Annotated in this window: 18 protein-coding genes; 12 read left to right on the forward strand and 6 right to left on the reverse strand. The window is 71.0% G+C overall.

The annotated features are described in order from the left end of the window. Positions 1-74 precede the first annotated feature (74 nt). The 9 genes from OHU35_RS11960 (at position 75) to OHU35_RS12000 (ending at position 8987) form a co-directional block, all read left to right on the forward strand. The gene (locus OHU35_RS11960; RefSeq protein ID WP_189724650.1) at positions 75-770 is read left to right on the forward strand and encodes a hypothetical protein; all 696 of its coding nucleotides are present in this window, start codon (positions 75-77) and stop codon (positions 768-770) included. Between the two features lie 358 nt (positions 771-1128). Continuing rightward, on the forward strand, positions 1129-2160 hold the full coding sequence (gene glnII / locus OHU35_RS11965) for a glutamine synthetase (RefSeq protein WP_189724651.1): 1032 nt from the start codon (positions 1129-1131) through the stop codon (positions 2158-2160). An 88-nt stretch (positions 2161-2248) separates the two neighbouring features. Then, a complete protein-coding gene (locus OHU35_RS11970) occupies positions 2249-3184 on the forward strand; it encodes a DUF6891 domain-containing protein (protein WP_405505271.1) in 936 nt (311 codons plus the stop codon). Positions 3185-3273: 89 nt separating this feature from the next. Next, complete coding sequence (locus OHU35_RS11975) at positions 3274-3396, forward strand: hypothetical protein (protein WP_255961307.1); 123 nt, start codon at positions 3274-3276, stop codon at positions 3394-3396. A gap of 118 nt (positions 3397-3514) precedes the next feature. Then, on the forward strand, positions 3515-4102 hold the full coding sequence (locus OHU35_RS11980; protein WP_189724653.1) for a winged helix-turn-helix domain-containing protein: 588 nt from the start codon (positions 3515-3517) through the stop codon (positions 4100-4102). 88 nt (positions 4103-4190) lie between these two features. Next, complete coding sequence (locus OHU35_RS11985) at positions 4191-5201, forward strand: SDR family oxidoreductase (RefSeq protein WP_229872968.1); 1011 nt, start codon at positions 4191-4193, stop codon at positions 5199-5201. Between the two features lie 104 nt (positions 5202-5305). Then, positions 5306-6571 carry a sensor histidine kinase gene (locus OHU35_RS11990; protein ID WP_405505272.1) on the forward strand — a complete coding sequence of 422 codons (1266 nt, stop codon included), beginning with the start codon at positions 5306-5308 and terminating at the stop codon, positions 6569-6571. Then, positions 6556-7209 carry a response regulator transcription factor gene (locus tag OHU35_RS11995; protein WP_020274443.1) on the forward strand — a complete coding sequence of 218 codons (654 nt, stop codon included), beginning with the start codon at positions 6556-6558 and terminating at the stop codon, positions 7207-7209. Before OHU35_RS11990 ends, OHU35_RS11995 begins: the two co-directional genes overlap by 16 nt. Before the next feature lie 203 nt (positions 7210-7412). Next, positions 7413-8987 (forward strand): DUF1996 domain-containing protein, encoded by a 1575-nt coding sequence (locus OHU35_RS12000; RefSeq protein WP_405505273.1) that lies wholly within the window; start codon positions 7413-7415, stop codon positions 8985-8987. Between the two features lie 72 nt (positions 8988-9059). Here the strand turns inward: OHU35_RS12000 and OHU35_RS12005 are convergent, their stop codons facing one another. Then, positions 9060-9509 (reverse strand): hypothetical protein, encoded by a 450-nt coding sequence (locus tag OHU35_RS12005; RefSeq protein ID WP_405505274.1) that lies wholly within the window; start codon positions 9507-9509, stop codon positions 9060-9062. A 145-nt stretch (positions 9510-9654) separates the two neighbouring features. Between OHU35_RS12005 and OHU35_RS12010 the strand changes: the two genes are divergently transcribed. The 3 genes from OHU35_RS12010 to OHU35_RS12020 all read left to right on the forward strand — a co-directional run bounded on the left by OHU35_RS12010 (position 9655) and on the right by OHU35_RS12020 (position 12937). After that, positions 9655-10182 carry a tetratricopeptide repeat protein gene (locus OHU35_RS12010; protein WP_189724657.1) on the forward strand — a complete coding sequence of 176 codons (528 nt, stop codon included), beginning with the start codon at positions 9655-9657 and terminating at the stop codon, positions 10180-10182. Positions 10183-10230: 48 nt separating this feature from the next. Beyond that, positions 10231-12153, forward strand: coding sequence for a hypothetical protein (locus tag OHU35_RS12015; protein ID WP_405505275.1), 1923 nt, complete (start codon positions 10231-10233; stop codon positions 12151-12153). Between the two features lie 94 nt (positions 12154-12247). Next, entirely contained in the window at positions 12248-12937 is a 690-nt protein-coding gene (locus tag OHU35_RS12020; RefSeq protein WP_189724659.1) for a TetR/AcrR family transcriptional regulator, read from the forward strand. A gap of 6 nt (positions 12938-12943) precedes the next feature. Here OHU35_RS12020 and OHU35_RS12025 read toward each other — a convergent pair whose 3' ends face one another. From OHU35_RS12025 to OHU35_RS12045, 5 genes are all read right to left on the reverse strand, one after another. Continuing rightward, complete coding sequence (locus OHU35_RS12025) at positions 12944-13300, reverse strand: 5-carboxymethyl-2-hydroxymuconate Delta-isomerase (RefSeq protein WP_189724660.1); 357 nt, start codon at positions 13298-13300, stop codon at positions 12944-12946. Positions 13301-13329: 29 nt separating this feature from the next. Then, entirely contained in the window at positions 13330-14949 is a 1620-nt protein-coding gene (locus OHU35_RS12030; RefSeq protein WP_189724661.1) for a fused response regulator/phosphatase, read from the reverse strand. A gap of 74 nt (positions 14950-15023) precedes the next feature. Beyond that, on the reverse strand, positions 15024-20474 hold the full coding sequence (pulA, locus tag OHU35_RS12035) for a pullulanase-type alpha-1,6-glucosidase (protein ID WP_405505276.1): 5451 nt from the start codon (positions 20472-20474) through the stop codon (positions 15024-15026). A gap of 146 nt (positions 20475-20620) precedes the next feature. Beyond that, complete coding sequence (locus OHU35_RS12040; protein ID WP_405505277.1) at positions 20621-22039, reverse strand: glycoside hydrolase family 30 protein; 1419 nt, start codon at positions 22037-22039, stop codon at positions 20621-20623. Positions 22040-22197: 158 nt separating this feature from the next. Continuing rightward, positions 22198-23571 carry an alpha-amylase family protein gene (locus tag OHU35_RS12045; protein ID WP_405505278.1) on the reverse strand — a complete coding sequence of 458 codons (1374 nt, stop codon included), beginning with the start codon at positions 23569-23571 and terminating at the stop codon, positions 22198-22200. Positions 23572-23597: the final 26 nt, after the last annotated feature.

Genomic DNA, 23597 nt, shown 5'->3' on the forward strand with positions numbered 1-23597 from the left:
GTAACCGCTGAGTAACTTCGTTCGGTATCTCGTACATAGCGGCGTACGCTCCCCTACCTCTTCAGGAGGCGCGCATGTCGCGTAGGAGAACTCTCGGCCCAACGAAGAAGATCGCGCTGCTGGTGAGCGCGGCGGCGGTGGCGGGAGGCGGGGCCTTCGTCATGGCGAGCACGTCGAACGCCTCGCCGCCGACCACCAGGTCGGCGGCGGAGTCGACGGCCTGCCTGGGACTCGCCACCGCCCTCGGCAACAACGAGAAGTTCATCGCCGACCAGCAGGCCAATCCCGACGCGCAGTCGGAAGCCCGGATCGCCAACCGCGAGGCGGTCATCGAGGAGATCAAGCGGAAGCAGGAGGCGTCGGGGTGCGCGGTTGGGGAGTCGGCTCAGGACTCCCAGGCCGCGCAGCCGTCGCAGCCCGCCGAGTCGGCCGCGCCGTCCGATCCCGCTCAGTCGGCGGAGGCTTCGGCACCCGCCGAGTCCGCCCCCGCGGGAAATGCCGGCGACGGTGCCGCGGCCTCCGGGCAGCAGGTGTGCAACGGCTCCACCGTCACGCTCTCCGGCGAGGGCGGTGCGCCGGCCGCGTCCAGCAACCAGTTCCCGGTCGGCACGAAGCTGAAGGTCACCAACCTGGACAACAACAAGTCCACGACGGTGGAAGTCACTTCGGCCTCCGGCAGCTGTGCGCTGCTCAATAACGCGGCCTTCGAACAGGTCCGTGAGCCCGGCAAGTTCCTGATCCGCCGGGCCGTGATCGAGAAGGTGGGGTGATGCCGGACGGCCGAACGGGTCACTGAGGCGGCGGCCCACCCCTCGGCCGCCCCCTCGGTACGTGTCACCGGTCCTGCTGCTCCCGGCCAGGAGCAGCAGGACCGGCACGTCCGGGTCACACGGGCGCCGGTCACCGGCTTGACGGAGGGAAGCCGGTGACCGAGGCCTCCCCGGGCGGCAACACCCTCTCGGCGTGAAGTACCGCACGGGCACACCAGGTAACACGGGGTTCACATTCGAGCAATGGCCGGGAAATCGCCTGTTGACAGGCTGCCGGACAGTTGACGCGGCGCACCGGTGCCGCAGCGCCGCAGCACCCGCGATACGCGCCCAGACACACCCCCGAAGGATGTGGCCCGTGACCTTCAAGGCTGAGTACATCTGGATCGACGGCACCGAGCCGACGGCCAAACTGCGTTCCAAGACCAAGATCATCGCGGGCTCGCCCGCCGGTCTCGACGCGCTGCCGATCTGGGGCTTCGACGGGTCGTCCACCAACCAGGCCGAGGGCCACGCCTCGGACTGCGTCCTCAAGCCGGTCTTCACCTGCCCGGACCCGATCCGCGGCGGCGACGACATCCTGGTGCTGTGCGAGGTCCTGAACATCGACCTCACCCCGCACGCCAGCAACACGCGTGCCGCGCTGGCCGAGGTCGCCGAGAAGTTCGCCGCCCAGGAGCCGATCTTCGGCATCGAGCAGGAGTACACGTTCTTCCAGGACGGCTACCCGCTCGGCTTCCCCAAGGGCGGCTTCCCGGCCCCGCAGGGCGGCTACTACTGCGGTGTCGGCGCGGACGAGATCTTCGGCCGTGACGTCGTCGAGGCGCACCTGGACAACTGCCTGCAGGCGGGCCTCGCCATCTCCGGCATCAACGCCGAGGTCATGCCCGGCCAGTGGGAGTTCCAGGTCGGCCCGGTCTCCCCGCTGGAGGTCTCCGACCACCTGTGGGTGGCCCGCTGGCTGCTCTACCGCACCGCCGAGGACTTCGACGTCGCCGCCACCCTCGACCCGAAGCCGGTCAAGGGCGACTGGAACGGCGCCGGCGCGCACACCAACTTCTCCACCAAGGCGATGCGCGAGAACTACGACGCGATCATCACCGCGGCCGAGTCGCTCGGCGAGGGCTCCAAGCCGCTCGACCACGTCAAGAACTACGGCGCCGGCATCGACGACCGCCTGACCGGTCTGCACGAGACCGCCCCGTGGAACGAGTACTCCTACGGCGTCTCCAACCGCGGTGCCTCGGTCCGTATCCCGTGGCAGGTCGAGAAGGACGGCAAGGGCTACATCGAGGACCGCCGTCCGAACGCCAACGTCGACCCGTACGTGGTGACCCGCCTGCTCGTCGACACCTGCTGCTCGGCCCTGGAGAAGGCCGGCCAGGTCTGACCGACGCCCCAAGGCTCCCGAGGGGGCGCTCACCGTTCGCGGTGGGCGCCCCCTCGCGTTGTCGGTGGGTCATGCCAGGGTGGGGCGCATGGAGATCGACGGGGGCCTTGCGATCAAGGTGAAGACGGAGAGCGGGCAGACGTACGCGCGGGTGTCCGCGCGGCGGCTGCGGGAGCTGGTGGAGCGGATCGGCGGTGCCGACGACCATTTCCTCGTCGTCCAGCGGATACCGGACCGGCCGAATGTCTTCATCCAGGTGGCACACGACCCGGGCGGGCCGTACGCGTTCCAGCACTGCACCGGATCCGTCCCGCACATGTGGGTGACCGAGGTGAGCGACCCGGGCCCGGTCGCCGAGGTGATGACGCGCTGGGCGCGGCAGGAGGACGGCTGGGACGCCGGAGTCGCGTGGCAGCGCGAGGAGTTCGGGGTGCCCGGGGAGGTCCCCGCTCTCGCCGCCGACGTGGCGGCACGGGCCGAGGGGCACGTCGGCGAAATGCTCCGGGACGGCTACCTGGGCATCGACGCACTGGTCCGCGAGACGGTGTACCTGATGCGGGACGGGGAGGACGAGTCTCCCGTCTCCCGGGCGCAGGCCGGCGAGATCGTCGAGCGGCTGTGGCTGGAGCGGCTCGACGAGCAGGAGACCTGGACGGAGCCCACGGATCCGGACCGGCTGGAGCAGGCCTTCGGGGCCCTGGAGCACGACGGCATCGTCGCCCGCGAGGACTTCACCTGCTGCCGCGGCTGCGGCATGACGGAGATCGGCGCGGAGGCGGACGGCACGCCGGGGGCGCGGGGGTTCGTGTTCTTCCACCACCAGAGCACGCGCGGCGCCGCGGAGGGGCACGGCCTGTCGCTCCACTACGGCGGGTTCGACGGTTCCGAGGAGACCACGAGAGCCGTCGGGCACGAGGTGGTGGCGGCGCTGACCGTGGCCGGGCTGTCCACGGAATGGGACGGTGACCCGGGCCAGGCGATCGGTGTCGCGCCCCTGGAGTGGCGGAAGCGCCTGGTGGGATGAGGTTTCGGCGGGCCGGCCGGATGTCCGGCATGTGTCCAAGGTGTGAGAGGAGGGTCCCGGCGCGGGGGCCTCTCTGCTTCAATGGGGCCATGGCCAGCTACCAGAAGTACACCGCGACGGGTCGTCATGACCTCGAGCCCTTCTGGCCGTCCCGTCAGGACTACGACTTCGACCGGGTGTGTTGCCGCGCGACGAACGCGCCGGCCCTCTAACGCCGTACACCCCGGCCTTCGGCCAGCGCGAACCGCGTACGTCCTCGGCGACCCCGACCACGAACTCGCGGCCGTCGACCTCTCCGACGAACTCCTCGCGCGAAAGAGCTGACCTCTCATGGCGACCACTCGTTCTCTGTCCACCGCCGCCCTCAACACCCCTCCGGCGAACAGCGCCCGGCATCGGCTGCGTGCCGTCGACCGGGACGAGGTGGTGACCGTCGCGGATCTGCTGCCGCCGGGTGCCACCTGGCTGCCGGCGCCGCAGCACACGCTGCCCGCACTGCCGGGCCAGCCGCCGATGATCGGCTATCTGGTGCTCGTCCCGGCCGACCAGCAGCCGCCGTTCCCGGTGGCGGTGCCGGACCGCCCGGAGCCCGTCGCGCCCGAGGCCGGTCCCGAGCCGGGCGGCGAGCAGCTGATCCGCGTCGACACCGTGCAGCGCACCGCCCGGGTGGCCGGCCGGCCGCTCGACCTCACGTATCTGGAGTTCGAGCTGCTCGCCCACCTGGTGGCGCACCCGGGCCGGGTGCACACCCGCGACCAGCTGGTCGGCACGGTGTGGGGCTACGGGCACGTGGGTGACGGCCGCACCGTCGACGTCCACGTCGCCCGGCTGCGCCGCAAGCTGGGCGCGGAGCACCGCGACACGATCCGGACGGTACGCCGGGTCGGATACAAGTACGTGCCTCCCGTGGGCCACTGAGCCACTGGCCCCCGGCCCGTCCGCCGACGGTTCTGCTGACGGCAGATCCCCGTTCCGTACCGCCGCCCCACCGGGCAGAGTCGGCGGCATGAGGCTTCTGATGCTGGGTGGTACGGAGTTCGCGGGGCGGGCCGTCGTGGAGGCGGCCCTGGGGCGTGGCTGGGACGTGACCGTCTTCCACCGGGGGCGGCACGAGGCGCCGGAGGGCGCGCGGTCGCTGCTCGGCGACCGCACCGCGCCCGGCGGTCTCGCCGCCCTCGCCGACGACCCGGGCGAGTGGGACGTCGTCGTCGACACCTGGTCGGCGGCGCCCCGCGCGGTGCGGGACACGGCGCGGCTGCTGCGGGGCCGCGCGGGCCGGTACGTGTATGTGTCGAGCTGCTCGGTGTACGCGTGGGCCCCGCCCGCCGGGTACGGCGAGGACGCGCCCCTGGTGGAGGGCGCCTCGGCCGACGCGGAGCAGACCGCGTACGCGCAGGACAAGCGCGGCGGTGAACTGGCCGTGCTGGACGCCTTCGGCGAGGACCGGTCGGTGCTCGTCCGGGCCGGGCTGATCCTCGGCCCGTACGAGAACATCGGCCGGCTGCCCTGGTGGCTGGACCGCACGGCGCGCGGTGGTCCGGTGCTTGCCCCGGGCCCGCGCGAGCTGCCCCTGCAGTACGTGGACGTCCGCGACCTGGCCGAGTGGATCCTGCACGCGGCCGAGCGGGAGCTGAGCGGGCCGTACAACCTCGCCAGCCCACAGGGGCACGCCACGACGGGCGCGCTGCTGGAGGCGTGTGCGCGGGTCACCGGCGGTGCGGCCGAACTGCGGTGGACGGAGCCGGAGGTGATCCTGGAGGCGGGCGTCGAGCCGTGGACCCAGCTGCCGGTGTGGGTGCCGCCGGGCAGCGACCTGCACGACGCGCTGCACAGCGCGGACGTCTCCCGGGCGGTGGAGGCGGGGCTGGACTGCCGGCCCGTCGCGGAGACCGTGGCCGACACCTGGAGCTGGCTCCAGGACATCGGCGGCACGGCACCCCAGCGGCCGGACCGGCCGCGCTCGGGGCTCGACCCGGAGGTGGAGGCGAAGGTGCTCGCGGCCGGCGGAGGCGTATGAACCACCGCACCGCGCCCCGGCTCCTGGGGGTGTACGTAACACCACCCCCTGACCGGGTGTCCCGGCCCAGTGACCCGGCACCCCCGCTCGGCGAGACTGACGCCATGACCATCGACACGAAGAGCGGCTACAGGGCAGCGAAGGGGCGGGGCGTCGCGCTCGCCGCGCTACGGGGGCTGGGGGTGGCCCTCGTCTCGTTACCGGCGGCGGTGTTGTGCTTCACCCTGTCCCTGGTGTCCATGGCGCTCATACCGATCGGCGTCGGGCTCGTCACCACGCCGTACGTACTGAAGGGGGTGCGGACGTTCGCGAACTGGCGGCGGGTGCTCGCGGCGGAGTGGGGCGGGGTGCGGATCCCGCCGGCGTACCGGCCGCTGCCGAAGGACGCCAATCCGTGGGCGGCCACGTTCGGGATGCTGCGCGACCCGGCGACCTGGCGGGACCTGATGTGGCTGCCGGTCGACATGACGGCGGGGTTCCTCACCGCGCTGCTGCCCGCCGCGCTGTGGCTGTACCCGCTGGAGGGCTTCACGCTCGCGGCCGGGCTGTGGCGGGTCTTCCCCGACGGGTACTGGTACGGGTTCGTCAAGGTCACCGGGCAGGTGTCCGCGCTCGGTGCCGCCGTGCTCGGCCTGGTCATCCTCTTCTTCGCGCACTTCCTCACCTCGCTCCTGCTGGACGTCCACTTCCGGCTCACCCAGGCCGTCCTGGGCTCCGGCCGGCGCGACCTGTCCGAGCGGGTGCGGGTCCTGACCGAGACGCGGCGCGACGCCGTCGACACCTCCGCCGCCGAGCTGCGGCGCATCGAACGGGACCTGCACGACGGGGCCCAGGCCCGGCTCGTGGCGGTGGGCATGGACCTGGGCACCATCGAGGCGCTCCTCGACAAGGACCCGGCCAAGGCCAAGGAGCTGATCGCGCAGGCCCGCACGTCCTCGGTCGAGGCCCTGGCCGAACTGCGCGAGCTGGTGCGCGGCATCCATCCGCCGGTGCTCGCCGAGCGCGGTCTCGGCGACGCGGTACGGGCGCTGGCGCTGCGGCTGCCGGTGACCACCGAGGTGAGCGTGGACCTGCCCGGGCGGGCGGAGGCGCCCGTGGAGTCCGCCGCGTACTTCGCCGTCAGCGAGGTGCTCACCAACGCGGTGAAGCACTCCGGAGCCGACCGGATCTGGGCCGACCTGCACCACGCCGACGGGATGCTGCGGGTGTCGGTCACCGACAACGGCAAGGGAGGTGCGGTGATCGGAGCCGGTTCAGGACTCTCCGGAGTCGAGCGGCGGCTCGGTACATTCGACGGCGTCCTGGCCGTCAGCAGCCCCGCGGGCGGTCCCACCATGGTCACCATGGAGATCCCTTGCGCGTTGTCCTAGCCGAAGACCTCTTCCTGCTGCGCGACGGGCTCGTCCGGCTGCTCCAGGCGCACGACTTCGAGATCGCGGCGGCCGTCGAGTCCGGTCCCGAACTGGCCGCCGCGCTGGCCGAGCTGGAACCGGACGTCGCCGTGGTCGACGTACGCCTGCCGCCCACGCACACCGACGAGGGGCTGCAGTGCGCGCTCGACGCCCGCCGCAAGCGGCCCGGGCTGCCGGTGCTGGTGCTCTCCCAGCACGTGGAGCAGCTGTACGCGCGTGAGCTGCTCGCCGACGGCAGCGGCGGGGTCGGGTACCTGCTGAAGGACCGGGTGTTCGACGCCGAGCAGTTCGTGGACGCCGTACGGCGGGTCGCCGCCGGGGGTACGGCGATGGATCCGCAGGTCATCCAGCAGCTGCTGGCGCGCCAGTCGGGCGACGACCGGCCGCTGGCGCGGCTGACGCCCCGGGAGCGGGAGGTGCTGGAACTGATGGCGCAGGGCCGGACCAACGCGGCGATCGCCGGCCGGCTGGTGGTGACGGAACGGGCCATCGCCAAGCACACCGCGAACATCTTCGCCAAACTGGGACTGGAGGTCTCGGACGACGACAACCGCCGCGTGCTGGCGGTTCTGGCGTATCTCGACCACGGCCGGTGAAACCGGACTCGCTGGTTCACCGACCGTGGGGGATCAACAACTCCCGGTACGAAATGGGTTGTTGAGAACACAGAGCCCTCACGAATCTCGCATCAATTTCCGGGACCTCTGAACACCCGTGGGACCACCTCCGTATGGAAGGGAGCCGCTTCACTCCTGTCGGGCGCCTCGATGCCCCCGAAAAAGGAAGTCAGAGGAGTTCCATGGGACGCAACACAAGAAAACGCCGGACGCCGATGGCCACCAAGGCCATAGCCGCATCGGCGGCCCTAGCGCTCGGTGGGGGCGGGCTGATCTGGGCAAACTTCTATGCCTCGGCGCATGAGGAGAACTCGGCGAACCAGACGAAGTCCGCGGGTGCGCAGGTCGCCACGATCCAGTGCCCGGACGTTGGACAGAGCCTGACCGACGTGCCGGACGGCGCGCGCCAGGGCGTGGACAAGGAGCTGGCGAACCTCGACAAGCAGATCAGCGAGGCCTACACCCGGCTCGCCTCCACGCGTCAGGCCCAGGCCGGTGACTCCGGCTTCGTCAACAACGCCATCCTCGGCCCGCTGAAGTCGAAGCGGACCGCCGCCATCGACCGGATCGGCATCAACATCAAGCGTGTTGGTGGCCAGGCGCCGGACAACCTCGCCCAGATGGCCGAGTGCCAGGGCATGGCCGCCGACGCGAACACCAACGACGGCCAGGCCGGGGGCGATCAGAACCAGGACGGCCAGAACCAGGACGGCCAGGACGGTCAGAACCAGGACGGTCAGGACCAGGGCCAGGACCAGGGGGGTCAGGACCAGGGGGGTCAGGACCAGGGCGGTCAGGACCAGGGTCAGGGCGGCAACGGCGGTCAGGACGGCAACGGCCCGGCAGCCGCGGACTTCGTCAACATCGAGGACGTCCAGCCCAACTCCCGTAACCTGCCGAACGGTCTGGCCTCGAACGGCGACGGTGGTTCCACGGGCACCTTCACCACGCAGTGCGGCACCAACGAGAACGAGAACCGCAACTCCGACAACGTGATCGTGGCGCCCGGTGTCTCCAACGGTGCCCAGCACCAGCACGACTACGTCGGCAACCAGAACAACAACGCCTTCGCGAGCGACGAGGACCTGGCGAACGGCGAGACGACCTGCCAGAACCAGGGCGACAAGTCGACGTACTTCTGGCCGGTCATCCGGATCCAGGACGGTTCGGACGACATCGACGCGGGCCAGCCCGGCGGTGGCCAGGACGGCAACGTCGGCAAGATCGTCGAGCCCGCCCAGGCGGAGCTGAAGTTCGTGGGCAACCGGACGAGCGACGTCGTCGCGATGCCGAAGGCGCTGCGGATCATCACGGGTGACGCCAAGGCGTTCACCAACGGTCTGAACAACGCCAACACCTCCTGGAGCTGCACCGGCTTCGAGGACCGGCAGTCGACGGACAAGTACACGATCTGCCCCGAGGGCAGCAGCGTGGTCCGGACGTCGAACTTCCAGAGCTGCTGGGACGGCCAGAACATCGACAGCGCCAACCACCGCACCCACGTGGACTTCGTGGAAGCGGACGGCAGCTGCTCGAACGGCTTCCAGGCCATCCCCCAGCTCCAGGTCCGTCTGGTCTACGACGTCCCGGCGCCGCAGATCAACAACGGACAGGTCCAGAACGCGTTCGCGGTGGACTCCTTCCCGGAGCAGCTGCACAAGCCGATCACTGACCACAACGACTTCATCAACTTCTTCGACGACAACGTGATGAACGAGATGGTCCAGTGCATCAACAACGGCGAGAACTGCCAGTAGTCCTCGGCCAGTAGAAAGCCGGCGGTGGGAATTCCCACCGCCGGCTTTCTCGTCCGTCCGGGCCCGCGAGGTTCAGCCGTGGTGGCTGCTGCCGCTGCTGTGACCGCCCTTGTTGTGGCTGCCGCCGGGGTTCATGTGCTCGGAGCCTTCCTCCATGGTCCCGCCGAGGGTGCCCTGCAGCGCCGTGACCGTCTTCTGCTGGCCCACGGCGACCCACTTGCGGCCGACGAGGTAGTAGCCGCCGTAGTCCTTCGCGCCGTTCAGCCACTCACGCTGGCCGCGGTCGGTGGAGAAGGTCGCGAGGACGTACTTCTCCTTGCCCTTCTTGCAGAGGGCCTGGCGGATCGTGTCGGCGTCGGTCTGCATGTTCGGCTTGCACTTGGCCTCGGCCGCGATGTGCTCCAGGCTGCCGGTCACCTCTTTCGGCACGGCTGCCTCGTCCTTGCCGCCGGATCCGCAGCCGGCCAGCGCCAGTATCGCCACCGCGCCGCTCAGCGCGAGCATCGGTCGGGTCACCCTCATCTGTTCCTCCGGTCCTTGTCACGGCACGGTCCGGACGCATGCCGCACGGAGCCCCGGCAAGGGCTCTCGCCTTCGATACGGCTGCGGAGCCCACAGCGCTCAAATTCCGCTGCCTCCGTAGGCACGCCTGTGCGAGGGTGGCAGGGTGAACCAGGACTGGGAAGATCGCGTCACCGCTCTGTGGGCCCGCTTCGACGACTACGCCGAAGAGGAAACGGACGAGGCGCGCTTCCGTGCCGAGATCGACGCCCTCGTCGCCGAGCTGCCGGACGGCAGCCCGCTCGGGCCGTTCGAGCAGGCCTGCGCCTGGGACTCCACGGGCCGCTCGGACCAGGCGGTCCCGCTGTACCGGGAGGCGCTGCGGCGCGGACTCGCCGACGCCAGCCCCTACAAGGCCCGCCGGACGAAGATCCAGCTGGCCAGCTCGCTGCGGAACACCGGCCGGGCGGATGAGGGCCTCGCGCTCCTGGCGCCCGAGCTGGTCGCCCCCTCCGACGAGCTGGACGACCCCGTACGCGCGACGCTCGCGCTCTGCCTGTCCAGCCTCGGCCGCGACCGGGAGGGACTGTCGCTGGCCCTGGGCGCCCTGGCCCCGCACCTGCCCCGCTACCAGCGGTCGATGGCGAACTACGCCCGGCTGCTCGTGGAGCCGCAGGAGCAGCCGGGGGCGTGACGCCCCGCGGTCAGGTGACCATCCGACCATTCGCTCGTTCTGCTGAACGTGCAGTCACAGGATGTCGCCCAGCGCCCCGCACCCTCCTCCCCCGCCGGCCCGGTCGTCGACGTCGAGCAGGCCGAGGCCGCGCTCGTCGAGCACTACCCGCGGCTCGTGCGGCTCGCCTATCTGGTGCTGCCACCGGGCCTGGGCCGCAGCAGGCGCGTCGTGACCGCACACGCCCTCACCCAGCGCGCACTCCCCCGCAACCGCACACCGGCACCGGTGATCCCGGCCCAGTCGACCGGGCGTGACGGCGATCCGGGCTACGCCCTGGTCCGCCTCCAGGTGCTGCGCACGGCGCTGGAGGCGGGGCTGCCGTTGCGGCGCAAGGCATGGCCCAAGCGGTCCCAGCTGCCGCCGCTGCTGCCGCAGGTGTGGGGCCTGAAGCTGTTCCCGCGGTCCGGTGGCGCCGACGAACTCGCCCTGGACCAGCGGCTGTCCACCCTGTCGGGACCGGCCCGGGCCGCCTACGCGCTGCGCGGCCTGGAGCGGCTCGCGGACGACGGGGCGCGCAAGGTGCTCACGGCGGCGGGTGTCGCCGACCCGGACGGCGCGCTGCTGGAGGCCGACGGGGTCCCCGCGCAGTACGGACTGCTCGACTCCCCCGAGTTCGACCCCTGCTCGCTCCAGGCGCGCCCCACCGACCTGATGCGGCGCCGCCAGCACCTGAAGGCCGCGCTGGCCGCCGGGGCGGCGCTGCTGGTGTGCGGGGCACTGCTCGGTCTGCCCGGCGAGGGCTGGGGTCCCGACGGCGCCGCCGCACCCCCGTACGCGCGGAACCCGGCCGCCCAGGCCGCCCTGGACCCGGCGAAGCTGACCCGGGTCGATCCGGCCGCGTGGCAGAGCTCGGCGCGCACCGACTTCTCCGTGTGGCCGGCCCGCGGCGACCTCACCGGCGATTCGGCCCTGCTGCGCCGCGCCCTGGCCGTCTGGGCACGCCCCGGCGAGCGGGTCCAGGTGTCGGCGACGCCCGGCACCCTGTCCGGCGGCCCGGCCGGACCGCCCCAGCTGCTGTACGCGGGGACGGTCGACGCCGCGCACGTGGTGATCCTCTACGACGGTCTGCGCCTCGCCCGGTACGCCGAGCCCAAGGACGGCACGCAGGGCGCAGCCCTCGACTTCGCCCGGGTCGACGGCGCCGACCGGGCCGAGGCGGGCGCGGTGGTCCTGGGCAGGACCGACGGCAACGTCCGCTATCTGACGGCCCCTTGGGTGTCGAAGGCGGGCGAGCGGGATCTGCTGAAGCCGGGCTCCGGGGCGATGGACCTCGCGCTCACCGACGGCGTGACCGCGCCGCTGGCCAGCCCGGCCCTGCGGTCCGGTCCGTGCACGTCGTGGAACGTGCTGCAGCTGGCCGACGGCAAGCGGACCCGGCTGCTGAGCGACCTCGGCGAACTGGTCCCGGCCCGGCTCACCAGCGGCCGGCCCGGCTCGCCGGGAGAGGCGTCCGGCGCGGCGGCGCTGCGCACCTGGCAGCCGTACGCCTGCTCGCTGGGCACGGTGCGCTCGGCGGGCGTGCGCAGTGTCAACGCCTGGGCGTTCAACGAGCAGCCGCTGCCGGACGCGAGCGGGTCGGCGGCGTGGGTGTGCACGCGGGCCGAGACCTGGCGGGGCGGCGGGGCGCGGGTGCTGGCGCAGTTCCACACCCCGGGCGGGAGGTACGGGGCGGTGGCGGCGAAGGCCGAGAACGTCCCGGCGTGCGGGGCGCGTGACCCGCATGTGCTGGCCGGGGTGCTGTGGAAGTCGGAGGCGGGCACCTGGTATCTGCTGGCCGCGGGCAGCCGCCGGACCGCGTCGATCCGGGCGACGGGCGGGATCAACGGGTCGGCGCGGAGCAGTCTGCTGACCGTGCCGGGCGAACAGGGGGCGCGGGCCGAGCTGAAGGGGACCCTGCGGGACGGGCGTTCGCTCGGCGGGCTGCGCTGACAGGCCCGCTCTGGTGCCCGCCCGGTGCACCCGGGTGAACGTCCGCGATCGATCCGGTCCGTTCGAGGCTGGAATCGATCGGTAAGGTGTTCGCATGACTACCGGGGTTCGCCGCAGATTGGGAGTCGAGGAGCGGCGGCAGCAGTTGATCGGCGTCGCCCTCGAACTGTTCAGCCGCCGCTCGCCCGACGAGGTCTCCATCGACGAGATAGCGTCGGCCGCGGGCATTTCGCGGCCGTTGGTCTATCACTACTTTCCCGGCAAACTCAGCCTGTACGAGGCCGCGTTGCAGCGGGCGGCGGACGATCTCGCGGCTCGGTTCGTGGAACCGCACGAGGGTCCGCTGGGGGCGCGGCTGCTGCGCGTCATGGGCCGCTACTTCGACTTCGTGGACGAGCACGGGCCGGGTTTCTCGGCCCTCATGCGCGGCGGACCCGCGGTCGGCTCCTCGACGACCAACGCGCTCGTCGACTCCGTACGGCAGGCCGCGTATGTCCAGATCCTTTCGCACCTGGGCGTGACCGATCCGCCCGCGCGTCTGGAACTGGTCGTCCGTTCCTGGATCTCGCTCGCCGAGTCGACGGCGCTGATCTGGCTGGACGGCCGGCGCATCCCGCGGGCGGAGCTGGAGAGCCAGCTCGTGCACGACTTCGCCGCGCTGGCCTCCGTGAGCGCCGCCTACGACCAGGAGATGGGCGCCCTGCTGCGCCGCATCTTCAAGGAGGAGCCGGCCGACGGCCCGTTCGCCGACCTGGCCGGCCGGCTCCTGACGCTGGCGACCTGACCCTGCTCAGCCCTCGAACTTCCGGTAGGAAACGTCCAGGTCACGCACCTCGGCGGAGGCGTGCAGCACGATCCCGTCGGCGGTCTTCAGATACCTGCGCAGCAACTCCAGCGCGGCTTCGGTGAGCCGGGCCTTGGTCTCCTCGGTGCGGCCGGCGAGCAGCGCGATGTGGACGTGCACATGGGCATGTCCCTCGGTGTCGGGTCCGACCACGATGTCCTCGGTCGGACGGAACCGGCTCTTGCACGCCGGCGGCTTGGCGGCCGCGATGTCGACGGTCGCCTCGTGCAGCGCCTTCGCGAATCCGGTCCGGTCGAAGCCGTCCGCGAGGTCGGCGGAATAGTCGACGGTGATCTGCGGCATCAGTACTCCAGTCCTGGGCGGCCAACGGCTCACCCTAACCGGAGGGCCAGCATGGCGATGTCGTCCTCCCGGTCGTGGCCGAAGCAGCCCAGGAGCACGTCGCAGAGGGTGTCCAGGGGGGTGGGGGCGTCGGCGGCGGCTGTGCGGAGTTGTTCCAGGGAGGTCTCCAGGGGGATGCCCCGGGTTTCGATGAGGCCGTCGGTGACCATGAGCAGGCGGTCGGTGGGGGTCAGGTGGTGCTCGGTCGGCGGGGGGCGTTCCAGGCCCAGGCCGAGCAGCGGACCGCACGCGTCGACGTACTGCGCGTCGCCCCCGTCGCGCAGGATCAGCGGCGGGATGTGACCGGCGTTGGCGATCCGTACCCGGCCGCTGCCGGGGTCGACCAGGGCCAGGCACACGGTGGCCGTGATGTCGGGGTGGTACCGCTGGAGCATCCGGTCGAGCCGCCCGGCCAGCACCACCGGGTCGCTCTCGTCCACGCAGTAGGCGCGCAGCGCGTGCCGTATCTCGACCATGACCGTGGCGGCGTCCAGCGAGTGCCCGACCACGTCACCGACCGCGGTGAGCACCCCGTCGCCGGTGCGCAGGGCGGCGTAGAAGTCGCCGCCGATCTCGGCCTGCCGGGACGCGGGCACATAGCGGACCTCGATGTCGACGCCGGGCAGGTGGGGCAGCTTGTGCGGCCGGGGCAGGAAGCTGTGCTGGAGGGTGAGGGCGACGTGCCGCTCGACCTGGTACAGCAGCAGTGGTTCGGCGGCGAGCGCGGCGGCCTGGGCGAGGCGGGCGAGCAGCCCGTCGTCCGCGGGGTCGGTGATCGCCGCGCGCCGTACGGGCGTGGCCAGGCACACGGCCGTACGGCCGTCCTGGCCCGTCGCCACGGTCAGGAGGGCGTCCTCCTCGACGCCCGGCCGGAAGATCCCGGCCGGCCACAGCGGCGCGGGGACGACGGTGCTGTGCACGCCCGTACGGCCCTCCGCGATCCGGGCGGCCAGGCGGGCCGCCGCCTGGTGCGCGCCGCTGTCCGTCGCCGCGGGGCGGCTGCGGGCCGCGCCCTGGTAGGGCTCGCCGTCCGGGGCGATCACGAACACCACGGCGGGCGAGCCGGTGAGACGTGCGGTGCCGTCGGCGGCGGCGGTGGCGAGTTCCCGGGGGCAGCGCGCCGTCTGCACCGTGATGATGGCCTCGGACAGCAGGGTCAGCCGGTGGACGACGGTCTCGGCGCCCGTGGCGCGGCGCGCTCCGCGCACGGCGGCCCGGACGACGGCCTGGATCTCCAGCGGTTCGGCGGGCACGGTCAGATAGGCGTCGCCGCCCGCGTCCAGCCCCCGGCACCGGTCGCCCGGCGCGGTCGCTGCGGCCGAGAAGTGCACGACGGGCAGAGCGGCCATGGGCGGCAGCGCCCGGAGCCGGCGGCACAGTTCGAAGCCGCTCATGTCCGGCAGGCCCACGTCGACGAGGGCCACGTCGGGCAGGGTGCCGTCGCGCAGCCGGACGTCGAGTTCGACGAGCGCCTCGCCGCCGCTGGCGACGGGCACGACCTGGTGGCCGGCCCGGCTCAGTACCGCGCCCATGGCGTACCGGCTGGCCGCGACGTCGTCCACGACCAGCACGGTGGTGCCGGGGGTGTGCTGCGTGCCGTTGCCGTCCATCTCGAGGAGCACCTCGGGGCCTACGTGGAGGGGGCGGACCGTCGGTCGCGGCCCGCCCCATCCAACCTAGTGCGCTATGCGGCGGCGCGGGTGAAGACGGCGACCGTGCGCCCCGGAACGGCGAACGTGCCCGATTCAGCCACGTAGGAGGACGACTTGACGGTAGGGTCCGCCCCCGCCGCCTGCACCGGGTGCAGCCGGTAGCCGGTTCCGGCGACTGCGGTGACCTGCTGTTCCTGCCGCTCGGGGGTGGCGTTGAAGACGACGACTAGATCGCCGAGCCGCATGGTGATCACACCGGGTGTCTCCTCCTTGCCGGACAGCGGGAAGGAGAGCTTCGACTGCACCTGGCCCGCCGTGGAGAGGGAGAACGCCGGCTCCGTCGAACGGATCCGCAGCAGATCCCGGTACGCGGCCGAGGTTCCCTCGATCTGCTCGCAGCCGACCTTGACCGTGCTCAACAGGGGCTTGCCGTAAGGCCACTTGTCCTTGTTGTCGGCAGCCATGGGCAGGCCGCGGCCGAAGCCGTTGCCGTCGGCGCAGTTCCAGTGGACGGCGTTGAACCAGTCGCCGCTGTCGTAGGAGTTGCGGTCCAGGGACTTGGAGCGCAGCAGGTCGGTGCCCGCCTGGGAGAGGGCCGGGCCCTGGGAGAGGGTGGCCGTCGCCATGGCGAGGACCTGCATCCGGGCGCGGTCGGACGCACTCGTCGTCGCGGGCAGTTTGAAGGCGAGGGCGTCGAAGAGCGACTCGTTGTCGTGCGCGTCGGCGTAGGCGAGGGCGTCGCCGGGGGCGTCCGCGTAGCCGGCGGGTTGGCCGTTGTAGTCGACGTCGGCGCCGGTGACGTCCTTGCCCTCGGTGTCGGTGAACCGGTAGCGGGCGAGATTGCCGGAGAGACCCACCTTGATGAGGTCCTGGTAGTGCAGCAGGCGGGCCTTCTGTTCGGCCGGGGTGCCGTTGCGCTCCGAGGAGTTGGGGTCGGTGTACAGGCCGGACGCGAAGCCCTGGACGCCGGGGTCCTCGTCGAAGGGGCCGCCGCCGCGCACGGCGTCGCGGGCGCGGTCGGAGAAGGTGGCGATGCCGGTGCCGGCCATGTTCTTCTGCGTGGCCTGCGTGAACCGGGCGTCGTCGGCGATCTCGCCGAAGTTCCAGCCCTCGCCGTAGAGGATGATCTTCTTGCCGTCGACGCCGTCCTTGTCCACGGTGAGCGCGTCGAGGGCCTTGCGGACCGCGAGGATGTTGGCCTTCGGGTGGTGGCCCATGAGGTCGAAGCGGAAGCCGTCGACCTTGTACTCCCTGGCCCAGGTGACGATCGAGTCGACGACGAGTTTGCCCATCATGGCGTTCTCGGTGGCCGTGTTGGCACAGCAGGTGCTGTTCGCGACCGAGCCGTCGGCGAGGAGCCGCTGGTAGTAGCCGGGGACGATCCGGTCGAGGACGCTCGTCCTCTCCTGGCCGCTCGCCGCGGTGTGGTTGTAGACGACGTCCATGACGACCCGCAGGCCGTCGTCGTTCAGTGCCTTCACCATCTTCCGGAACTCGACCGTGCGGGCCGTGCCGTCCGGGTCGGTGGCGTAGGAGCCCTCCGGGACGGTGTAGTGGTACGGGTCGTAGCCCCAGTTGTAGGCGTCCTTCGCGGCGATCTTCCCGACGCACTCCTGCTGCCGGTCGGAGTCGGCCGGATAGGAGGCGAGGTCGCAGTCGGCCGTCGCCTGGTCGGCCTTCTTCTCCGGGATGGTGGCGATGTCGAAGGCGGGCAGGAGGTGGACGTACGAGGTGCCCGCCTTCGCCAGCTCGCGCAGGTGCTTCGAGCCGTCGCTGTCCTGGTCGGTGAAGGCGAGATAGGTGCCGGGGTGCTTCGCCGTGCGGTCCTCCACGGAGAAGTCCCGGATGTGCAGCTCCTGGATCTGGGCGTCCCTCAGCGGTACGGCCTTGGGCTTGGTGTACGCCGACCAGCCGGAGGGCTTGAGGGCCTTGTCGTCCAGGTCGACGACGAGGCTGCGCTCCGAGTCGGCGGCGAGGGCCAGGGAGTAGGGGTCGGTGACCTTGTTGGTGACGACCTTGCGGACACTGGGGGCCCAGACCTCGACGACGTACCGGTAGGGCTTGCCCGTCCAGGACTTCGGGCCGGTCGCGGACCAGACGCCGGTGGTGGCGTCGCGCCGCATCGGGACGGTGGAGTCGCCGATCTCCAGGGACACCTGCTGTGCGGTCGGTGCCCAGACGGACAGCGTGGGGCGGCCGTGGGCGAACGTCGGCCCCAGGTCTGCCCTGGTCGCGCCGGAGTACAGGTCGTCGAGGACACCCGCGATCTGAATGCCGGTCGCCGCGAGCACGGCACCGTTGCCGGCGTGCTGCGTGGCGACGACCTGGCCGCGCAACGCCTCGCGAACCCGGTCGCGGTCGCGCGGGTCGACGGTCCAGGCGTCGTACGCCTTCAGGTGCGGGAACCTTGCCTTCTGGGCGTCGGTGAGCTCGGTCTTCGACAGGCGCAGCCACTTGGCGTCACCGGTGAGGGCGCCGTCCTTCGCCTCGATCGAGCCGTCGCGGGCGTAGAGCAGCTGGGTGGAGGCGGCCGCGTCGGAGCCGTTCCAGGCGAGGGTGTTCCGGTCGATCCAGACCGCCTTGGACGTGGTCAGGTCGAGCGCGGCAGCGGCACCGGCCGGCTGCGGGAGCAGGTACTTCTCCTGGCCGCTCAACAGCCACACCTCGTGGCCGTTCGCCTTGAGGTCGAGCGACCGGTCGGAGGGCAGGTCCTTCTCGTCGCCCTTGTGGAGGATGTAGCTGAGGCTGGTGGCACCGTCGGTGAGCGGTACCTCGAAGACCGCACCATAGGTATCAGTCTTGACCGGCTTGAGGGGGTTCGACCAGTCGGTGGGGTTCGCGGCGCCGGTCCAGACGTGCAGGCCCCAGCCGTCGTAGTCCCCGTCGGCCCGGTGGTAGTGCAGGACGGCCTTGGTCTTGTCCGGGGCCGGGTAGTCGGCGGCCGGCTTCTCCGTGCGGACGGTCTCCTCGCCCTGCTCGATCCAGACCTCGCCGGTCTTCGTGACGTCGATGGTGCGGTCGGCGGAGACGTCCTTGTCGCCGTCCTCGTCGATGACGAGGAAGCTGACGTTCGAGGCGCCGGGCTTGAGCTTGACGTAGGCGAAGGCGCCGTAGGCGTCACGGCCCGTGAAGGGGTGGCTGTCGGGCCATTGCGTGGCCTCGCCGTCGGCGAGGTCGCCCCAGGCGTACAGGCCCCAGTCGGCGTAGTTCCCGTCGGCGCGCTTGTAGTGGACGATCGCGTGGTCGCGGGAGGAGGCGCCGGGCGGCTCCTCGACGGGCGGGGTGCCCGTGGTGGAGGCGGCCAGGGCGCTCGCGGTGCGGCCGGCCGAGTCCACGACGACGGCCTTGTAGCGCAGGGCGGTGCCGGGCGGTACGTCCTCGGCGATGGTGTGGGTGACCTTGTACGGGGCGTGGTCGGCGGAGCCGAGGGTCTGCCACTCGCCGTTGCCGGTCTGGGCGGCGAAGACGACCCGGTTGAGCCGGCCGCCTCCCCCACTCTCGGCTTCGCTCGAGCGGGAGGTGCCCCCATCGTCGGCGGAGAGCTCCACGGTCCCGGTGGCACCGGCCGCCGGGGCCTTGAGGGTGAGCGTCGGCTCGGTGGCGGGCGGGGCGAGCTTGCCGGCCGCCTTGAGGACGATCGCCGAGCCAGCCGGGACGGTCACGGTGAGCTTCTTGTCGCCGTCGCTCTTCAGGGAGTCGCCGGTGCCGTAGACGCCCTTGAAGGCCATGCCGGCCGAGCCGGTGGCGAAGGTCGCGGTCTTCTGGCCGGCGGCGTTGTTGAAGGCGACGACGTACTCGGTGCCGGTGCGCGCGTCCGTACGGGAGAAGGCGTACACCCCTGCGCCGTCGGACGCGTACCGCTCCTGCTGGACGCCGTCGGTGAGGGCGGGGTTGGCCTTGCGGAGCTTGGCAAGGGCACTGATCTGGCGGTAGAGCGGCGCTCTCGTGTCGTAGGCGTCCTCGGCGTGGGTGCGGTCGGTGCCGATCCGGTCGTCGTCGAGGTAGTCGGCGGTGCGGGAGGCGAACATGCTCTGCCGGGCGTCCTTGTCGCCGCCCGCACCCGTGAAGCCCTGCTCGTCGCCGTAGTAGACGACGGGGTTGCCGCGGCTGAGGAACATCAGCTCGTTGGCGAGCCGGTCCTTGGCGAGGAGCTGCGCGTCGGTGGCCTTGGGGTTGTCCTGCTTCAGGAAGGTCCCGATCCGGCCCATGTCGTGGTTGCCGAGGAAGGTGACCTGCTCGTACGCGTTCGCCTTGCCGGTCGTGTACTTGTAGTCGTCGCCGAAGACGCCCGCGAGCCGCTGCGCGCTGCCGCCCTGCGAGGCGTACTGGCGGGCCGCCTCCTGGAAGGGGAAGTCCAGCGTGGCGTCGAGGCGGCCCCGGGTGACGTACGGGGAGGTGACGGCGGTGTCGGCCGAGTACACCTCGCCGAACATGAAGAAGTCGTCGCGCCCCTGCCGCGCCGCGTAGGCGTCGAGGGCGGTGGCCCACTGCGTCCAGAACTCCATGTTGACGTGCTTCACGGTGTCGATCCGGAAGCCGTCGACGTCGAAGTCCCGCACCCAGCGCTGGTAGATCTTCTCCATGCCCCGTACGACCTCGGGCCGCTCGGTCCACAGGTCGTCGAGGCCGCCGAAGTCGCCGTGCTCGGAGCTCTCACCGGCGAAGGTGGAGTCGCCGCGGTTGTGGTACATCGTCGGGTCGTTGAGCCACGACGGGACCTTGACGTTCTTCTTCTTGGCGGCCGGAACGGCCGGAGTGCGCGGGAAGGAGCCGGTGCCGACCGGCGGGAACCTCTTCGTGCCGTCCGCGTAGTCGGCGTCGTCGAAGGGCTTGCCGTCCTTCGTCAGGTACGGGAAGGCGCCCTTGGAGAGGTAGTCGTACGACTTCTCCTCGTAGTCGACGACATCGGCCGTGTGGTTGGTGATGACGTCGAAGAAGACCTTCATGCCCTTGGCGTGGGCCTTGTCGATGAGGGTCTCGAGGTCCTTGTTGGTGCCGAAGTGCGGGTCGACCTGGGTGAAGTCGGTGATCCAGTAACCGTGGTAACCGGCCGACGCGTTCGCCCCCGTGCCCTGCACCGGCTGGTTCTTGAAGATCGGGGCCATCCACAGGGCGGTGGTGCCGAGGCCCTTGATGTAGTCGAGTCTCTTGGTCAGGCCCTTGAGGTCGCCGCCCTGGTAGAAGCCCTTGTCGGTGGGGTCGTAGCCGGTGGACAGGCGGGAGCCGGTCAGGCCGCCCTTGTCGTTGCGCGGGTCGCCGTTGGCGAAGCGGTCCGGCAGGACGAAGTAGAACTGCTCACGGGTGGCGTCGTGACGGGCGGGCTCGGCGGCGAGCTTCGCGTCGGACGGGGGCGCCGGTGGGGTGGCCGCTCCGGCGGCGAGAGGCTGGACGAGTGCTGCGGCCAGCGCGGTGGCGGTGACCGCGGCGACCCGTCCGGCACGGGAGGTTCGGCGCCTTGAGGGCGCACGCCATCTCGGTATCACTGACGTGGACTCCTTGCGATTGCGGCTCTCTCGGGTCCGACCCCGCGCGACCGTATCGCCGCCGAAACGCTTACAGCAAGAGTCTTGAAACTGTTGGTAAGAACTTTCATGACCTCGGCGGGTCGAGCACAACTACACCGTCTTCCCTAGCGCGTGAGGGTGTAGGTGACGAGCGAGCGGGCCGGAACCGTGGCCCGCAGCGCACCCCCGCCGACCGGCACGGCCGGCTGCCGGGCGGTGCTGTGGGAGCCGTCGGTCAGGTACGGGGTGGCCGTCCCGGTGGTGAAGCCGAGGTTCCGCAGGCCGAACGACACCGGGGTGGCGCTGCCGGCCGCGTTGAGCGCCACGACCGTCACGGATCCGTCGGTGTCGCGGAACGCCGACAGCCTGAGGTTGGCGTCGGACGTGGTGGCGCCGATGCGGGTGGCTCCGGGCCGGATGAAGCGGCTGTAGTTCGCCAGGGCCCACAGGCGCTTGGAGACGTGGTAGTTCGCACCGTCCATCTGGATCAGCCCACGGGTGGCGCCGGTCGAGGCGCCGTACCAGTACACGTAGCCGCTGGTGTTCCCCTTGGTCAGGGCGTCGTGCACGGCGCCCGCGACCGTGAACCCGTCGTAGCCGCTGCCGTCGTCCCAGGCCTCGTTCCAGGTGGTGCCGTCGGGCGACCACTCCGACATCCAGGTCCGCTTGTCGGTCGGCAGCGGCCCGTCGACCTTGCTGGCATACGTGTGGCCGGCGTGGGTGTCGACGAAGCCGCGGGCCGTGGCGTCGGCCTCGATGGCGCTGGTGTAGTTCTTCTGCTGGTTCCAGCCGAAGGAGTCGCAGCAGACGACCTTGTAGCCGCCGGCCCTCGCCACCGGGCCGAAGACCTTGGTGAACTCCACCGCCTGGGCGGGCGTGAGCCGCATGGAGTCGTAGGTGGCCGTCCAGTCGGGCTCGTTGGTGAACCCGAGGTCATTGATCCGGATGCCTTCCTGGGCGTAGAACTTCGCGTACTGGACCAGGTGGTTCGCGTACGCCTTGCGCCAGTCGCCGCTCGCGCAGCTCGCGCCCGCCAGGCCGCACAGGGTGCCGCCGTTCGCGTCGGTCCCATTGGTCTTCATGTACCCGGGGGCCGTCCAGGCATCGGCGTAGAAGCGGTTCACGCCGTAGGCCTTGGCCTGCTGGGCGAGCCAGACCTGGCCCTTGTCGTTGCGGTCCCACACGTACTTGGGGGTCGCGTTCGGCCCGCCGGGGTCGGTCGGCTGGATGCCCGAGTCGATGCCGAGGCGAAGGATGCTCAGCCCGACGCCGGTGCTCCGGCTGAACAGCAGGTCGAGGATCTCGCGTTGGCGCTGGGCGGGCAGGCCCTGCGAGCCGCGCATGATCTCGGCCCGGCCGAAGTGCTCGGAGATGCCGAAGCCGTCTATGGGCTGATGCCGGGTGGCCCCGTCGATGGTCGCGGAAGCGTCCGCCCGTGTGCCGGCCGGTGCCGTCCCGGCGGTGATCCCGGCGGTCGTCGTCAGCACCGCCGCGGACGTCACCGTCCACCTTCTGAGCCTGCGCAGCGTGATCCGTCCCGTCATGGGAGCGCTCCCAGTGGTATGAGGTCGCCCCTCGGGGTTTCCGAGGGGCGAGTGTTCGAGATGCTGAACAGCGTTCAGGGAGTTGCCACTGAGGAGGGAACGTAGGACAGCGTTCCGGAAGCGTCAATCCCTCACGCAGCGCACTGGGGTGCTCGCGCTCAGCAGGTCGTCCGGCCCGCGTGGAGGGCGAGTGCGGTGTTCGCGCCGAGGGTGGCGGTGAACTGGCCACCGGAGTTCACGGTCACCGTCGTGTTGTCCTGCACGTCGCAGTACGTCCCCGCCGGCAGCGAGGTCTGATACGTCCGGCTCAGCGAGCCCGACTCGTGGTTGATGGCCACGAAGCCCTTGCTCCCCCGCCCGAACGCGATGGCGTCGCCCCCGTTGTCCCACCAGTTGGTGACGGCCTCGCCCCGCGTGGCGTTGCGGAAGCCGACCATCGACTTGATCTCCGGCCAGTTGTGCTGGCACTTCCAGCCGTCCTGCCAGCAGGCGTTCACCTGGCCGCCGTTCGGCGGGCCGGCGTCGTGGTCGGAGAACTCGTAGCCGGAGTTGATGTCGGGGGCGCCGTAGGGCCAGGCGAGCATGAACACGTTGGCGAGGGTGTAGTTGGCGTTGTCCTTGTAGCTGAGGGTCGAGCCGTTGCGCTCGGTGTCGTGGTTGTCGACGAAGACACCGGAGACGCCGCCGCTCATATAGCCCCAGCCCTCGCCGTAGTTCTTCAGATAGGCGAGGTTCTCGTTGGTGAAGACCCGCTTGAGGTCGTAGGCGTAGCGGAACTCCTGGACGTCACCGTTCTTCGTGTATTCGGTGGGCTGGACGGCCTCGCCGGAGCCGTAGATGACCTCCTGCTTCCAGTACACCGAGGGGTTGCTCAGGCGGGACTTGATGTTCGCCAGGTCGGCCGTGTCCATGTGCTTGGCCGCGTCGATGCGGAAGCCGTCCACGCCGAGGGAGAACAGGTCGTTCATGTACCCGGCGATCGCGCCGCGCACGTAGTCCTCGCCGGTGTCGAGGTCGGAGAGGCCGACCAGTTCGCAGTGCTGGACGTTCCAGCGGTCCTGGTAGTTGCTGATCTGACCCGTGCAGTCGTCGAAGTCGGGCGCGGAGTACAGGCCCGGATAGTTGTACTTCGTGTACGACGAGCCGCCGGTGCCGGTGCCGCTGCCCGCCGCCATGTGGTTGACGACCGTGTCGGCGACGACCTTCACACCGGCCGCGTGGCAGGTGTTCACCATGTTCCGGAAGGCCGTGCGGTCGCCGAGCCGGCCGGCGATCTTGTAGCTGACCGGCTGGTACGACGTCCACCACTGGGAGCCCTGTATGTGCTCGGCGGGCGGGGAGACCTGGACGTATCCGTATCCGGCGGGACCGAGGGTGGTGGTGCACTCGCGGGCGACGGAGGCGAAGTTCCACTCGAAGAGGACGGCGGTGACGTCCTTGGTGCCAGGTGGGGAGGCCTGTGCACTCGTCGGGTTCATGACAATCGCAGTCGCGGCGAGCGCGACGGCGGCGGAGAGGTGTCTGCGTGCCATGTGGGGTTTCCTTCTTCGTTGAAGGT

It is taken from the genome of Streptomyces purpurascens (assembly GCF_045040895.1).
In the GTDB taxonomy this organism is placed as follows: Bacteria; Actinomycetota; Actinomycetes; order Streptomycetales; family Streptomycetaceae; genus Streptomyces; species Streptomyces purpurascens.

What these genes read in the sequence shown, in the direction of transcription:
- OHU35_RS11960 (WP_189724650.1), top strand. Translation starts at nt 75, where the DNA reads ATGTCGCGTAGGAGAACTCTCGGCCCAACGAAGAAGATCGCGCTGCTG.
- OHU35_RS11970 (WP_405505271.1), top strand. Translation starts at nt 2,249, where the DNA reads ATGGAGATCGACGGGGGCCTTGCGATCAAGGTGAAGACGGAGAGCGGG.
- OHU35_RS11975 (WP_255961307.1), top strand. Translation starts at nt 3,274, where the DNA reads ATGGCCAGCTACCAGAAGTACACCGCGACGGGTCGTCATGACCTCGAG.
- OHU35_RS11980 (WP_189724653.1), top strand. Translation starts at nt 3,515, where the DNA reads ATGGCGACCACTCGTTCTCTGTCCACCGCCGCCCTCAACACCCCTCCG.
- OHU35_RS11985 (WP_229872968.1), top strand. Translation starts at nt 4,191, where the DNA reads ATGAGGCTTCTGATGCTGGGTGGTACGGAGTTCGCGGGGCGGGCCGTC.
- OHU35_RS11990 (WP_405505272.1), top strand. Translation starts at nt 5,306, where the DNA reads ATGACCATCGACACGAAGAGCGGCTACAGGGCAGCGAAGGGGCGGGGC.
- OHU35_RS12000 (WP_405505273.1), top strand. Translation starts at nt 7,413, where the DNA reads ATGGGACGCAACACAAGAAAACGCCGGACGCCGATGGCCACCAAGGCC.
- OHU35_RS12005 (WP_405505274.1), bottom strand. Translation starts at nt 9,509, where the DNA reads ATGAGGGTGACCCGACCGATGCTCGCGCTGAGCGGCGCGGTGGCGATA.
- OHU35_RS12020 (WP_189724659.1), top strand. Translation starts at nt 12,248, where the DNA reads ATGACTACCGGGGTTCGCCGCAGATTGGGAGTCGAGGAGCGGCGGCAG.
- OHU35_RS12025 (WP_189724660.1), bottom strand. Translation starts at nt 13,300, where the DNA reads ATGCCGCAGATCACCGTCGACTATTCCGCCGACCTCGCGGACGGCTTC.
- OHU35_RS12030 (WP_189724661.1), bottom strand. Translation starts at nt 14,949, where the DNA reads ATGGACGGCAACGGCACGCAGCACACCCCCGGCACCACCGTGCTGGTC.
- OHU35_RS12040 (WP_405505277.1), bottom strand. Translation starts at nt 22,039, where the DNA reads ATGACGGGACGGATCACGCTGCGCAGGCTCAGAAGGTGGACGGTGACG.
- OHU35_RS12045 (WP_405505278.1), bottom strand. Translation starts at nt 23,571, where the DNA reads ATGGCACGCAGACACCTCTCCGCCGCCGTCGCGCTCGCCGCGACTGCG.